Source organism: Paenibacillus sp. FSL H8-0280 (assembly GCF_045040665.1).
Classification (GTDB): Bacteria; Bacillota; Bacilli; order Paenibacillales; family Paenibacillaceae; genus Paenibacillus; species Paenibacillus xylanexedens_A.
This window is the reverse complement of sequence record NZ_CP150296.1, coordinates 2,625,904-2,638,118: the sequence shown is the minus strand read 5'-3', so window position 1 is coordinate 2,638,118 and position 12,215 is coordinate 2,625,904. Positions and strand designations below refer to the sequence as shown.

The window sequence follows — 12,215 nt, the reverse complement described above, 5'->3', positions numbered from 1 at the left end:
TTATTTTCAAGCAAGCAACATGCTGTATTCCGTGTCACCCCCTGCCTGCTAAATCCTTTACGCTTCAAGGTTGGCAAGATATTTCTTCAACGGTTCCATATGATGCTGGTCATGCCATATAAAATCTTTAAGGTATTGGGGAATATAAAATACGTTCCCCTCTGCGTCTAAATACGTCTGATGAAGCTGTTCCTCCGATAACCCTCGAATGTCATTCATAATTTTATGGCGGTACGTGATAGCCTTATTTACGATTTCGGACGTCTCTGTGCGGTTACCAAATTCAATAGCTTTGCGATTAAACTCTTCAAAATTCATATGTTTCAACGTAACTGGCTGCTTCAGAGCAATCTTCTCAATCGCTTCTTTGTAAAAATATCGGTCCCATAACATCACATGGCTGACGATGGATTTTATCGTCCATTTCCCTTCTTCCATGCTGGAATTCCAGGTCTTCTCCTCGAGATGATTCATCGTCTTGACAAACAACGCCCATTCTTCAAAAGCTTGAAGCAAATGTTCAATCTCTTTGGTCATGATTACATTCCCCCCTTCTTTCTTTTTCACTGCTCGATATGTTCTCTTCTGTTCCTATTCATCCATCCCAAAGAATAATCAACCATCTCTCTTTGGGGTATCAGATAACTCACAGCTTCCCCTACCATTCCTTCGGTAACAGCGTTAGTCTGGATCTTAAACTCATTAAAAATCAATTCAAAATCATCTGATTCATTGTTAATATCATCGTATGTAGTCCATTGCTCAAGTCCATCCACCAGCATTTTTACTCCCCAGACTTTTGGCTTAACAAATGAATTCTGCTGTTTATACTCTGCCAGGTGCAAGGAGGTGTTACTATTTGTTGGCGCACCAAGTAACAGAATGTATCCACTCAAATCATAGATTTTTCCTAACGGAGATTTCTCATTTAATGCATAATGCAAGTTGTGATCTTCCATTATCCGTTTTGCCTCTTTCCCCCAGGCAGCAAAAGACATGTGCGGATGTGAGCTTCGAAACACACCATCTTGCCTCCGAAACACCTCAGGAATGATCCCCATATACGAGGTTGGTGTTAAATCAGGATAATAAATAGGCATATTGTCTTTGATGAACTCAATTTCCTCTGAGGACAGGTTCGCGTCATGCTCTGAAGGTTCACAAAGATGTTCTGTTTGAGTAGGCATAACAATGGTTCCATTGGTTCCAACGGCTTCTTCCAGAGCTAAGATAACACTTACCGGGCCACCTATAACCTTACCTATTGCTTTGAAGGAGGAATGAACGATTATCGTCATGCCCTCCCTTATCCCCATTGACTTTAAATCATTAACTATACTTTTTCTTGTTTGTAAATCCATTGAAATCCTCATTTAATCCTCCAGACCAAAGCAGACAAAGTTGTTACTAGATATCGATTCCACTACAGCTTCGTAATATAATCTTTACATATTTTTCAATGGTTCATCATAGGTCTTGAACAGCGCTGCAATAATCTTCTCTGCACATTCTTCCGGTGTGTTCATACTTGTATCAATGGAGTAGCCATAGTTGATGTTTTGGGCCATGATTTGATGTTGCTCATCCGATTGCTCTTCTCTGCGATCACCACGCTCAATGTTCCGCTGACGGCAGATGTCGAGGGGGCAATATAACTCAACGATATCCAGTGGATACCCTTCAAAAATCTGTTTGACTTGTTCATAATGCGGCGCGAGCTCTGGTCTTTCCACAAGTATGCCATCGATCAGAACATGCTTGCCATGGTCTGAAAACACTTTTGCCGTATGATACATCATTACAATTGCTTCACTCAGATACTTCCAGTAATCCGTCTGTAGATGTTTATCACCGATCGTATTTTCAAATAAATCATTAGCCACAACATAGAAAAACGGATCATCGTATGATTGCATCGCCTCTACAATTGAAGTTTTACCAGAGCTGGTTACACCGTTCAAAAATATAATTTTTCCTTTTTCCATGATAGTCATCTTCCTTTTCTTAAGTATAGTTTTATAAATGTAATACAACGTGTTCTACGTGTGTTTCATTGATTTTTTGAGCAGCATGATCTGGCCAATATGATAGGCGTTATGAATACATAGATTTGATACAACTCCCCACCATGGCGCGTTGAAATAGGAAGGGATTTCACGGGTCAATTTATCTTCTTCACTATCTTCGAGTGCCCTGTTCCAATCACTAAAGACGGTTTTCAGTCTATGTAATGTCTTGCGCCACTCCACATCATTCAGGTTAGATGGATCTATCTCGAATGTTTCCTCATTATTCACTGAATGCTGCCCGCCGACCTGTTCGGCAACATATCTCTTAAGCCACTTCTCATTCCAGAAAATAAGATGATTGACGATCCCCCAAATGGAATGATCCCCCTCATTCTTTACATAAGCGGCTTCCGCCGCATTGAGGTCAGTCAAAATATCATGAAGCGGTATAAACCAGCTCTTGTCATGATAACAGGCGTTTAATTGGTCTATGAGAATAGCTTTGTAACTCATCGTTGCACCTCACTCAGATAATATCATCATTTATCCGTTCATTGACTTCGCAATCTTCATCACAAGATCTTCTGACATGTTTCTGCCAATGATCTCGTATTGCAGCGCCTTCCCATGCACATCCTCTTCGATCCATATCAATTGGGAAGTTTGGTCATCGAAAATATAAAATGCTTCGACGCCACGTATGGCTGCTTGTTTAACCGTAGTACCACCATGATCAGGCAATGTGATCCGGCTTTTTGTTGTCCCGAAAATATTAAGTTTATAACCACCGTATTCTTTATACGTGATGCTGATGCCCACAACCTTCTTATTGGGCTTCAAGTCTCGAATCACTACATTTCGGCCTGACCTGTTACTTTCTTCAATCATTTCATCGATTTCTAGTGGAGTTAAATTATCAAATCCATAAAATACATGAATGGCATCTATATCTGAATCAATCGGAAATTTCGGCTGCCATGGAGAGTAGTGTCGTTGCAATAGTTCCAGACCGTCTTCCCATGGAATGGGTGCATAATTGGTCTGTTGCGTGAATTGATTTTCTATAACATCTGCAGTGTAAATCGCCTTCCCGTCACCAGGCTTTAAGTCAATGACGATCCGGTCAATCGCATGATCATTGCGTAAAGATTCAATTTGAATTTTTCCAAGCACATCTCCGCTTTTGTTTTTGATATCCATTGGTCTTTCACTCCTTTGTTTTCAAAAATACCTTTCTGATCTTCATGCTATAGAAAGCTGAGACCTACAGAAGATAAAACGATCATGAGGACTCCAAATATGCAAATCGTCGGCAAGATATCCTCGTAACCATAACTTGTCGTTTATTCGTCTGAGATAAAAACCTTTTGGAAATTCATTATCCTCCGTAAGGGCTGCAGATGCTATGGTAATGGAGCCGGACGGAGCTTTGTTACTCTCTGAAATATTGGTAGAACATATCTCAGGCTGATCTAAATATTGCATTCTTAGATAAGGACCTAACTCAATAGGACAACATTCCAACCCAAGATCATTTGCTCTTCGAAAGAGCTGAAAAGTCGTAGCACCCTCCGAAAATCCAAGTTGTCTGACGGTCAACTCAACCGTTTGCAAGCTTTGCTTTGTACCGGAAACTACAAATCTCTCATCATATAACAACTGTTCTCCATATTTATTCAATAAAATAGAGTGTTGGTCCAGTTTCTGTATAAGCTGTGGTTTTGTTAAACCGCCAACGTCTACTATTCTAATTTCAACTGCGCAATCAGGGTATACTTTTTCATCTTCAATCAACATCCGCATCTCCCTAATCTGGATTCACTTCTATTTGACTTTATATATAAAATGCAGTCTCTCACCTAATTCTGAATCCGTTTACATACAGATCTTAGGTGATTGATAGTAGCTGATCAAGGCTCCTCATTAGAAATTCAATTCACAATCATGGTGTTCCCACACATCAAATAAGTTACCGTCCAGATCTTCTAACACAAAAAACTTCCCATACTGTCCCTCATCACTAATAGCCCCTACTTTCACATTCTCTGATGTTAAGTAGTCATGTAAAGAACCAATGTCATCAGTGAAAAATGTAATGACCCATCTCTTTTTCTGATGAACTTCAAATGTCGCTCGTGTTTCATTATCGCTTTGGATCAAGTCCAAAATTGGGCGATTCCCCCGAAATAAACTCAAATATCCTTCGCGTTGGTGGCGTATGTTAAATCCAAAATGTTTTACAAACCAGGCGGCTGACACTTCTAAATCTTTCACTGGAATTACATTATATGCTATGCCCAGAATCCTTCCATTCCCCATATGTTACCTCCACACTTGAGATGTATAAGACCCTACCACCCTTGGGATGTTATACAAGATTTAATTTGAGCAATATGATGCTGCCCGTGCCATACAAATCTTTGAATCGCGATATCCAATGTAATTGTACCTAACACTTCTGTTCGGAGTGTTCGTCTAAACTGATCGGGATGTAAACCAAGCAGCAGACTGAGAAGTCGCTTGTGCAGTATCTCCATCAACAAAATTGAATCTTCGATGGGCGTATTCCTGTAATCATGTAATGATGCCCATAAATCTTCTCGATATGAGCTTGCCATCGGTTCATCTTCAGTCAAGGCTCTCTTAAATCTGATATAAGCGTTCATGTCATTGTCCGCAAGGTGGTGCACAATCTGTGTGATCGTCCAACCGCCATCACGATAAGGAGTACAAAGTTGATCATCATTGAGATGTTGTGTAATCTCTCTTAAGGACTTCGTAATTCCGGGAATTTGACCTATGATGTGGATTCGGTCCTCATTAGAGAATTTAAGACTTGGCTCAAAGTGTCCTATCGGAAAGCATATTTTTTCATCCAAGGTTGTCCACCTCTCCATTTCTCTACTATAGTACCAAATCATATCCAATATAACCCACAATGTTCCATTTGCGAAGTGTAAAAGCAAAAAAAAGAAGCAACCTTTGTTCCCAGGCTACTCCTTATATTAAACTACTCTCATATCTGTATCACCAACCAAGAGACGAGCAACTTTAAGGTGGAGTCTATCATAATGAGTGACCTTATTCTGAAAATTCAATCAAAAATGGATGGCTTTGCTCATCTAATGCATTATGAATTCTGTCATAAAAATTTCCCCATGTTATCATTTGCTGAGCTTCTTCTAAAGTAAAGTAGCCCACTTCTTCACTTTCATCACTGGTAGTTAAAGATCCACCAATCGGTTTTCCAGTAAATATATTGTTGCATACGCCACGCGTTATGTTCTGATACAAACCACAAAATTTAATTAATTCAATGTCAATCCCTGTTTCCTCTTTCACTTCTCGAACCGCTGCCTGCCTAATAGTCTCTCCTTCTTCAACACAACCTTGAGGCATTTCCCAACCTCTTCGACCTTTCATGAGCAAAATCTCATTATGTTCATTGAGAACGATTACACTAGCAGAAACGATAAATTTCATTCTAATTCCTCCTGTTAATTTATTTCTTTAAAATATATCTTATCTTAGTTAGTTCCTATCTTAGGTCCGCTTCAATCGTTCCTTCCAGACTAATAATATAATTAACTGCTTCTTCGAAATCACGTGCAATAAAATCCGCTTCTGTGTTTAACCATTTATGTCTGTATTTATTTAAAGCTTCATTCCCTGCTCCAGTCAAAACTAATATCTTTTTGCATCCAGCATGATGACCTGCTAAAATATCAGACCATCGATCCCCAATTACAATACATTTACTTAAATCTAAATTGTTTTTCTTAGCAGCGTCGAGTAACATTCCTGGGTTCGGTTTACGGCACTCACATCTCTCAGTATGTTGATGCGGACATATTAAAACATTATCAAAGCCAAATTCTATCATTTCTCTGACAAATGCTTCTTTTGTAGCTTCACCTCTTGAAATACCGGGCTGATTCGTAAATCCGTACAGTTTAATTCCAAGTATTTTTAATTTTTCCAGAGATTTTTTAGTGTATGGAAACAATTCAAATTCCCCCGGGTAAAGGACTTCATCTGAACCACCGATCGTTCCATCACGATCAATAAAAACTGCTTCTACATTGAACGCTTTCATAATTAACCTCCAAATTATCGGATTTTGATCATTTATAAATACATCTTCACTAGACTTTCCGATAACGTTTCTGTAATCACCACTCGAAACCAACATTCAGATTATCTCTTGAGAAACATCTAAGAATTGATTCTAAATCTAGCTAAAGTTTGTCTTAGACTCACCGTTATTCCTCCCTGCTTTTAACATTAACGATAATCTCACAAAACGTTCCCGTACTCACGACGTTCAGCGTTTTTAAATATGTATGCTGAAGCGCTTCCATAAAATACACTTCCAGTAGACTATCGCTCCGTTAAGAGCCATAACATGAATATAATGTTATATGGCGGAATCGACTCTCTGATTGACTAACATATTTTTTCTTCTTTAACTTGGTTTCGGATCTGCTATAAGCTCCAATAGATCTACAGGCTGGCATCCAATGCCGTACATTATTAACGATTACTTCTAACGATACAGACTCATTCGTATTGAGTTTTGCCATCGTTGCCGATGAAATCCACGTCATTTTTAATAAATCCTGCTTCTTAATCTCCCTGTCAATCAATAATTTTTGAAATAGTTTATAACTTATCATCTGGTATCCCTTCATATCCGAATTGAAGTTTTATATAGCGACCTTCTCAAAAAACAACTCCATCTATAATCAATTCTCATTTGATCGGAATCTTTACTTCAATGCTATACCATATCTGAAATAAACATGGCTTTTGTGCCTTCTTCTGGCTTAAATCCAAATAATCTATAGAATTTTTCTGCACTATCATAGGATATAAGCACTTTTGTTTTGATATTAGAATATCGACTAAGCATTTGTTCCATCATTCTCTTTCCAATTCCTAATGATTGATATTCTTTGTGTACTAACATGTAATGAAAATATACTGTCATCACTCCGTCAGACAATGCATTTATTAAACCAACTAATTTGTTATCATCCCATGCAGTAATAACTGTATGCGAGTTGTTTATTGCTTGTCTAAGATCTTCTGGGAAATCTCCTGATTTCCAGTCCACCGAATGAAACAGTTCTTGAATTGCCTGTGTATCAATGTCTTTTATTTCTTTGAACATGATTGTCATTATATTGCTCCTATGCTTGTTGTTTGGATTGGGGGTATTGGACAACGTTTCTATATTCAAGAACCCCGAGGGGGATGTTTGCTGAGCATCTTCTCGAAATCCATCCGCAGCCCCAGGCTCCCAAAGAGCAATGCTTGAATATTATGTTATAGAGATGGAATCGCTTCTCGAATTGACCTTCACGATTTATTTTTCTCCTGGTACGTATTTAATCAAATCAGATAATTTACAATTAAATGTATCGCATAGCTTGAATAAGGTTTCCAGCTTTGTTGTTTCTATATTTGTTTCCCTATAGAGCTTATTGATCGAATTCCGGCTTAAGCCCGATTTTGCCATCAATTCTGTTATATCATCTATTCGGTGTTTTGCCATGAGTTCTCGTATATTACACTTGATTATGTTCATCTTTTCCCCTCCGTAATTCTATCTTATGGAGTGTCATAGGGAGCCCACTCAGCTTTCTGCGGAGACAGATCAATACTTTAAAACACTTCGTGATACTTTGCCCGATCAACTTCAACATACAGTTTTTCTTTATGAAGACGCACAAATCTCACTCCAATCCATCCTAGAAAGAACTATCTACATACAAGGTTTCAAAGATGCCCTACAACTATTTAGTGAATTGCAGAATTCTAGTATTTAGAGGGTTATATGACCCTCTTTTTCTATTGTTTTTGATTCTGTCGTATAACGTCCTGCACGTTCACGAAAATACCCAGCCTTAGATAGCTCTTATCTTAGGCTGAGTCATGTTTTCTGAATGTTCTTCCATGATTATACATCTTACAACCAAGGCGTGGTATCCCCGCAGCTTGAATACATTGTTATGTGCCGTTACTGACTTCGAAGCATTACCTAAATACCTTTGATCCAGATTCCAATTCTATTTTGTACTTTGGTATAAAAACTCAACTTCACCATCTAGCAAATATCGATATTCAAATAATTGCATTGTTCTTTCCCTAATTCTCTCCCGTATAACCGTTGTTAGGCTTACTGATCCTTTTGATCCAAGGTAACCATTATCAATAAATGTCTTCTCTACAAATTTTGTTTCCCTTAAGTGATGCTGTAACCATTCTTTCTGCGATTCAATTAGTGCTTCTCTTGATTCTCTATCCAACTTAGAAAGAAGCATTTTATATATTTGATTCAACTCATTATCCCAAATCTCTGTATATTTGCTTTCCAACGCCCCCCATCCCATTGTTGTAATAATCTCTTTTGAATTTTGAGCCTCATCAAATTCCACTTCATAATCATGATCTATAGGATTTCGAAGCATTTCATCATAAAATTCTCCTTTCAATTCATAGTTTCCAATGCTCATGGATAACACTTCATTGTTAGAAGCATCTGATCGATCTTCAGTTATTTCTTTCGGTTCTGTTCCATTACCTGTACTCACTTCATCAGGAGGCAGTTCAGAATTCATTTTTGATTTAGTTTCGCTGTTCAAGGTAGTCGATTGACTACTATTTTGGCAAGATGAAAACACTATTGTAATAAAAACTAATAAGAGTATCTTACCTTTCATAAATTATCTCCTTTAATGGCGCATAACGTTACTGTATCCACGACCCTCCCACCAACTTAGCGACCAATTGGAGCGGCCGCGATGCGGTTAGTCGTACGGATGTGTCCGCTGATTCTCTTCCCTGCCAATTGCTTCTCGCAGACCGAGGAGCTGTCAAGCTCCGGAGCGTGGATATAATGTTAGATGATGTCAGTTGCTTTTAGCGTTAACTCAATCCTTCTCTTACAATTTGCAATAATTCTTCTTTGTGGTCTGGGTGACATGCAATTAAATAAGGTTCTTCTTTCATTCCATTAAACTTATTTCCTTCAAAATCTATAACAAGCCCCCCTGCTTCCTTAACCATTAAGATACCTGAATACAAGTCATCACCTTCAGAATTGTACAGAACAATTCCATCAATATCTCCTTTGGCCAACATACACCATTGAAGCGTTGGAGCCCACAATCTTAACATTCGTTTAAATCTAATATCAATGTGTTGTCTTAGTTTTACTGCTTGTGGGTCGTTTTGTACTCTGTGACCTTGAATCCAACCTATATTTCCTTTGAATATATTCGGGTTACTCTTAATTTGTATTTGTCGATTATTGCAGCTTGCCCCTTCACCAATAACAGATACAAATAAACGTTCTGTTAGAGGTTCATAGACCACTCCAAGCACAGGCTCTCTTTTGTACATTAAGGTGATTGATATCGCAAAAACAGGTAAACCAATCGCAAAATTATTAGTTCCATCTAAAGGATCAATTAACCATAACCAATCGTGCTTAGTTCCGATAAGCCCTGCCTCTTCACTGTGTATCTGATGACTTGGAAATACGTCTTGTATTTGTTTGATAATGATTTCTTCACAGATATGATCTACTTCAGTAACCACATCCCCAAATTCATCTTTAGATCTCAGTTCAACAAAGTTATCAAACTTCTCTTTAGAGATTAGACCTGCTTCGCGAATAATTCTTATTGCTATCTCTTTTGCGGTTTGAATAATCTTACGATCCATTACGCACCTCATATTGATTTTGATTTTAACTGATTTCATCTAACATTTTGTGTTCACGACGACTGGCGAATGCCTGATACGACTGGCTGGATACATTCTTCTGTTTATAGTTTCTACCCGACCAAGGAGCACTAGCGACAATGCTTGAACATCTGGTTAGGCGATGTCGTTGCCCTCCATGATTACCCTTACATACTCATCCCAATCCTTATCATCTGTATTGATTTCTATTGTTGGTACTCTTGAGATTTGAGCTTGATGTCTTAATACATTTTGGATTCTTAATAATTCACTTACCGACGATCTTACTTCTTCTTCTGTTTTATAGATCCATTCTTCTGGTTGTCTACTTTTAATTCTTTCTTCTACAACTTCGGGCGAGATTGTAAGCAAAATACACCTGGCACCTAAAGACTCAAGCTGTTCTTCTATTTTATTTATCTCATCCAAATCCGAATCTACAAATGCAGCTCTATGATTTAAGTGAAACCTCTCCAGAACATAAAATAGTCCCCTAGATCCTCTAGATGCAGGACCAAGTTGAATTGCCCATTCGTTAAGTTTCTTTAGCATGTCAACCCGCTCTTTAAGTAACTCAATGTGTCCTTCCCGGGTTAGACTTACATATTCTCCATGTTTATTATTCAAAATTTGAGAATAATGTTCTCCAAGGATAACTACGCTCCGTTCAGAGGATTCTTCTTGTGATTGATAACGTTTAATTGCTTTTAATACTGAAGTCTTCCCGGCATTTGAGTATCCTTCAAGAATTATTCCTCTAATATGCATTTAAATCTCCTTCCACTAGCAATTATTTCGCCTAACGTTTCTGTATTCATACGTTCAACGTAGTTTAATATTTTTATGAAGCGCTTTCATTCGGTAGACCAAGGCTCCGAAGGAGCCGTAGCCTGAATATATGTTATCTGATGCTGATACTTCTTTTAAATCCCCAAATACATTCTTTAGTTTTTATCTCTTCAAAAGGTCTTCCCATTCTTCGATTGATAATTTATTGGAAATATTCTTTAAGTTCTCTGGGACACTTACAAAACACATTAACTCTAAACTATTTCCATCTGGATCATTGAAGTAGACTGAAGCATTTCCCTGATTAGGCCTTACAAATGGATTTATTGAATCTCTTTTTCCAAATGGGACAGGCTCTATTTCAATAGTTTGAAGCCATTTCACACTGTCTTTAAGATCTTCATAACTCACTCGAAATGCTATATGCCTTAATGATGGATGATAAGAAGTGAGATACTCTGCACCTTGCCATAGACCGACCCAACTCTTTTCTTTTTCAATCCAGAAGAAAGCTGTATCTTCATCTCTCCAGGCCAGCTCTAATCCTAATTTAGAATAAAATTCGATTGATTGATGTAAGTTACTCACTGGTAAATGTGCTTCATACAACCCAAGTATCATGTTTTCTCCTTCCAATCTTGCCGGTTTCAGATAACGTTCCTGTATTGACGACGTGCTTAGGGGGCTGGATGTAGTCACTCGCTTCTAAGAGTCATTAGTAGCGTCAATATGTTGTTAGCCAAATGAATTTCTGGAAACAGCCATTGTATTTAAGGCGTTCTCAAAATAGCTATATACTTCATCTGCGATTTCCAGAAACTCTTCAACAGATACATCGCTATCCAAGTAACAAGCATACAGATACTCAACTAAAGCGGAGTCAATCTCACAATAGTTTAATATGGCATTCTTCATCTTAATGATTTCATCTTCCCATACCCCTGTATCTTCTAAAACCAAAGAGTATAATGCACGAATTAATCTCTTAGAGTAACCTTTAATATATCTAGTTTTCATTGATTGATCACTAACATTAGAAAGTGAACGATGTACACGATCCACTTCCTCCTTGGTATCTGTATTTAAGTCTACAATGAATTCTGGAGAAATTATGATCGGGGGTACTTTTTCACCAATGTCCTCCCCATGTATGCACACACAAATGATCTTAACCCAAAAACCCCAATCGTTCGGTCTACTTAATACATCATCAATCGAGCAAATGATCGTATCCATCTTAGTGACGAATGGATATTCTTCCAAAAGCCTGTCTTTAATCATTGACAATCTTTCGTAATCAATATCTTCGGGATTTGCACATACAATAGTAAAGTCTGCATCTGATTTAAAAGGTTGAGCTGTTCCTTTTGGAATCGAGCCACACATATAAATGCTATGAATCTTATCTTTGAATTCGTTAAGAATATGATCCACATACTTATCAACCAAATCCTTATATTCACTTTGTATGGCAATTCTATTTATAACTTTTTCTAATATCATATAGACTCCTCCTAAAATATGAGCTTCTTTCGGCTAACGTTGTTGTATTCCTGACGTTCAAGCAGCTTACCGTAGGGAACGGGTCAATAGACTTAGCTGATTGGTTGTGTCGCCTTAATCAACTTCTCCGATATCCTTCTTGGCGACCGAGGAGCAAGTGCG

Annotated in this window: 18 protein-coding genes and 1 pseudogene; 1 reads left to right on the top strand and 18 read right to left on the bottom strand. The window is 38.0% G+C overall.

Translation table 11 applies throughout. The features are described from left to right. Positions 1–57: 57 nt before the first annotated feature. The 13 genes and pseudogenes from MHI12_RS11935 to MHI12_RS11875 all read right to left on the bottom strand — a co-directional run bounded on the left by MHI12_RS11935 (position 58) and on the right by MHI12_RS11875 (position 7,599). On the bottom strand, positions 58–537 hold the full coding sequence (locus MHI12_RS11935; RefSeq protein ID WP_405172447.1) for a DinB family protein: 480 nt from the start codon (positions 535–537) through the stop codon (positions 58–60). Positions 538–563: 26 nt separating this feature from the next. Continuing rightward, positions 564–1,361 (bottom strand): aminoglycoside N(3)-acetyltransferase, encoded by a 798-nt coding sequence (locus MHI12_RS11930; RefSeq protein WP_405172446.1) that lies wholly within the window; start codon positions 1,359–1,361, stop codon positions 564–566. Between the two features lie 84 nt (positions 1,362–1,445). Further along, the gene (locus MHI12_RS11925) at positions 1,446–1,985 is read right to left on the bottom strand and encodes an AAA family ATPase (RefSeq protein WP_405172445.1); all 540 of its coding nucleotides are present in this window, start codon (positions 1,983–1,985) and stop codon (positions 1,446–1,448) included. A 54-nt stretch (positions 1,986–2,039) separates the two neighbouring features. Further along, a complete protein-coding gene (locus tag MHI12_RS11920; RefSeq protein WP_405172444.1) occupies positions 2,040–2,522 on the bottom strand; it encodes a DinB family protein in 483 nt (160 codons plus the stop codon). A 30-nt stretch (positions 2,523–2,552) separates the two neighbouring features. After that, positions 2,553–3,209: a hypothetical protein gene (locus MHI12_RS11915; protein ID WP_405172443.1), complete on the bottom strand. Its 657-nt coding sequence runs from the start codon at positions 3,207–3,209 to the stop codon at positions 2,553–2,555. 42 nt (positions 3,210–3,251) lie between these two features. After that, positions 3,252–3,806 (bottom strand): helicase, encoded by a 555-nt coding sequence (locus MHI12_RS11910; protein WP_405172442.1) that lies wholly within the window; start codon positions 3,804–3,806, stop codon positions 3,252–3,254. Between the two features lie 126 nt (positions 3,807–3,932). Then, on the bottom strand, positions 3,933–4,328 hold the full coding sequence (locus tag MHI12_RS11905; RefSeq protein WP_405172441.1) for a VOC family protein: 396 nt from the start codon (positions 4,326–4,328) through the stop codon (positions 3,933–3,935). 32 nt (positions 4,329–4,360) lie between these two features. Further along, positions 4,361–4,888: a YfiT family bacillithiol transferase gene (locus MHI12_RS11900; protein ID WP_405172440.1), complete on the bottom strand. Its 528-nt coding sequence runs from the start codon at positions 4,886–4,888 to the stop codon at positions 4,361–4,363. 202 nt (positions 4,889–5,090) lie between these two features. After that, entirely contained in the window at positions 5,091–5,492 is a 402-nt protein-coding gene (locus MHI12_RS11895; protein WP_339784432.1) for an NUDIX hydrolase, read from the bottom strand. Positions 5,493–5,547: 55 nt separating this feature from the next. Beyond that, complete coding sequence (locus MHI12_RS11890) at positions 5,548–6,105, bottom strand: HAD-IIIA family hydrolase (protein ID WP_405172439.1); 558 nt, start codon at positions 6,103–6,105, stop codon at positions 5,548–5,550. Positions 6,106–6,474: 369 nt separating this feature from the next. Next, positions 6,475–6,685: pseudogene (locus tag MHI12_RS11885) on the bottom strand (helix-turn-helix domain-containing protein). Between the two features lie 104 nt (positions 6,686–6,789). Continuing rightward, positions 6,790–7,191 carry a GNAT family N-acetyltransferase gene (locus MHI12_RS11880; protein ID WP_405172438.1) on the bottom strand — a complete coding sequence of 134 codons (402 nt, stop codon included), beginning with the start codon at positions 7,189–7,191 and terminating at the stop codon, positions 6,790–6,792. A gap of 186 nt (positions 7,192–7,377) precedes the next feature. Continuing rightward, positions 7,378–7,599, bottom strand: coding sequence for a helix-turn-helix domain-containing protein (locus MHI12_RS11875; protein ID WP_405172437.1), 222 nt, complete (start codon positions 7,597–7,599; stop codon positions 7,378–7,380). A gap of 25 nt (positions 7,600–7,624) precedes the next feature. On the opposite strand from MHI12_RS11875, the gene MHI12_RS11870 reads away from it, so the two are divergent. Then, on the top strand, positions 7,625–7,840 hold the full coding sequence (locus tag MHI12_RS11870; RefSeq protein ID WP_405172436.1) for a hypothetical protein: 216 nt from the start codon (positions 7,625–7,627) through the stop codon (positions 7,838–7,840). A gap of 240 nt (positions 7,841–8,080) precedes the next feature. Here the strand turns inward: MHI12_RS11870 and MHI12_RS11865 are convergent, their stop codons facing one another. The 5 genes from MHI12_RS11865 to MHI12_RS11845 all read right to left on the bottom strand — a co-directional run bounded on the left by MHI12_RS11865 (position 8,081) and on the right by MHI12_RS11845 (position 12,053). After that, on the bottom strand, positions 8,081–8,734 hold the full coding sequence (locus tag MHI12_RS11865; RefSeq protein ID WP_405172435.1) for a lysozyme inhibitor LprI family protein: 654 nt from the start codon (positions 8,732–8,734) through the stop codon (positions 8,081–8,083). 205 nt (positions 8,735–8,939) lie between these two features. Beyond that, entirely contained in the window at positions 8,940–9,740 is an 801-nt protein-coding gene (locus MHI12_RS11860) for an inositol monophosphatase family protein (protein WP_405172434.1), read from the bottom strand. A 156-nt stretch (positions 9,741–9,896) separates the two neighbouring features. Beyond that, positions 9,897–10,529 carry a hypothetical protein gene (locus MHI12_RS11855; protein WP_405172433.1) on the bottom strand — a complete coding sequence of 211 codons (633 nt, stop codon included), beginning with the start codon at positions 10,527–10,529 and terminating at the stop codon, positions 9,897–9,899. Between the two features lie 183 nt (positions 10,530–10,712). After that, complete coding sequence (locus MHI12_RS11850) at positions 10,713–11,171, bottom strand: VOC family protein (RefSeq protein ID WP_339784444.1); 459 nt, start codon at positions 11,169–11,171, stop codon at positions 10,713–10,715. Between the two features lie 114 nt (positions 11,172–11,285). Then, the gene (locus MHI12_RS11845; RefSeq protein WP_405172432.1) at positions 11,286–12,053 is read right to left on the bottom strand and encodes a nucleotidyltransferase domain-containing protein; all 768 of its coding nucleotides are present in this window, start codon (positions 12,051–12,053) and stop codon (positions 11,286–11,288) included. Between the last annotated feature and the right edge of the window lie 162 nt (positions 12,054–12,215).

Excerpts from the sequence above, each read along its gene's own strand:
- MHI12_RS11920 (WP_405172444.1), bottom strand. The coding sequence starts at position 2,522 with ATGAGTTACAAAGCTATTCTCATAGACCAATTAAACGCCTGTTATCAT.
- MHI12_RS11910 (WP_405172442.1), bottom strand. The coding sequence starts at position 3,806 with ATGTTGATTGAAGATGAAAAAGTATACCCTGATTGCGCAGTTGAAATT.
- MHI12_RS11930 (WP_405172446.1), bottom strand. The coding sequence starts at position 1,361 with ATGGATTTACAAACAAGAAAAAGTATAGTTAATGATTTAAAGTCAATG.
- MHI12_RS11895 (WP_339784432.1), bottom strand. The coding sequence starts at position 5,492 with ATGAAATTTATCGTTTCTGCTAGTGTAATCGTTCTCAATGAACATAAT.
- MHI12_RS11845 (WP_405172432.1), bottom strand. The coding sequence starts at position 12,053 with ATGATATTAGAAAAAGTTATAAATAGAATTGCCATACAAAGTGAATAT.
- MHI12_RS11880 (WP_405172438.1), bottom strand. The coding sequence starts at position 7,191 with ATGACAATCATGTTCAAAGAAATAAAAGACATTGATACACAGGCAATT.
- MHI12_RS11870 (WP_405172436.1), top strand. The coding sequence starts at position 7,625 with ATGGAGTGTCATAGGGAGCCCACTCAGCTTTCTGCGGAGACAGATCAA.
- MHI12_RS11905 (WP_405172441.1), bottom strand. The coding sequence starts at position 4,328 with ATGGGGAATGGAAGGATTCTGGGCATAGCATATAATGTAATTCCAGTG.
- MHI12_RS11860 (WP_405172434.1), bottom strand. The coding sequence starts at position 9,740 with ATGGATCGTAAGATTATTCAAACCGCAAAAGAGATAGCAATAAGAATT.
- MHI12_RS11875 (WP_405172437.1), bottom strand. The coding sequence starts at position 7,599 with ATGAACATAATCAAGTGTAATATACGAGAACTCATGGCAAAACACCGA.
- MHI12_RS11925 (WP_405172445.1), bottom strand. The coding sequence starts at position 1,985 with ATGGAAAAAGGAAAAATTATATTTTTGAACGGTGTAACCAGCTCTGGT.
- MHI12_RS11935 (WP_405172447.1), bottom strand. The coding sequence starts at position 537 with ATGACCAAAGAGATTGAACATTTGCTTCAAGCTTTTGAAGAATGGGCG.
- MHI12_RS11865 (WP_405172435.1), bottom strand. The coding sequence starts at position 8,734 with ATGAAAGGTAAGATACTCTTATTAGTTTTTATTACAATAGTGTTTTCA.
- MHI12_RS11915 (WP_405172443.1), bottom strand. The coding sequence starts at position 3,209 with ATGGATATCAAAAACAAAAGCGGAGATGTGCTTGGAAAAATTCAAATT.
- MHI12_RS11850 (WP_339784444.1), bottom strand. The coding sequence starts at position 11,171 with ATGATACTTGGGTTGTATGAAGCACATTTACCAGTGAGTAACTTACAT.
- MHI12_RS11890 (WP_405172439.1), bottom strand. The coding sequence starts at position 6,105 with ATGAAAGCGTTCAATGTAGAAGCAGTTTTTATTGATCGTGATGGAACG.
- MHI12_RS11855 (WP_405172433.1), bottom strand. The coding sequence starts at position 10,529 with ATGCATATTAGAGGAATAATTCTTGAAGGATACTCAAATGCCGGGAAG.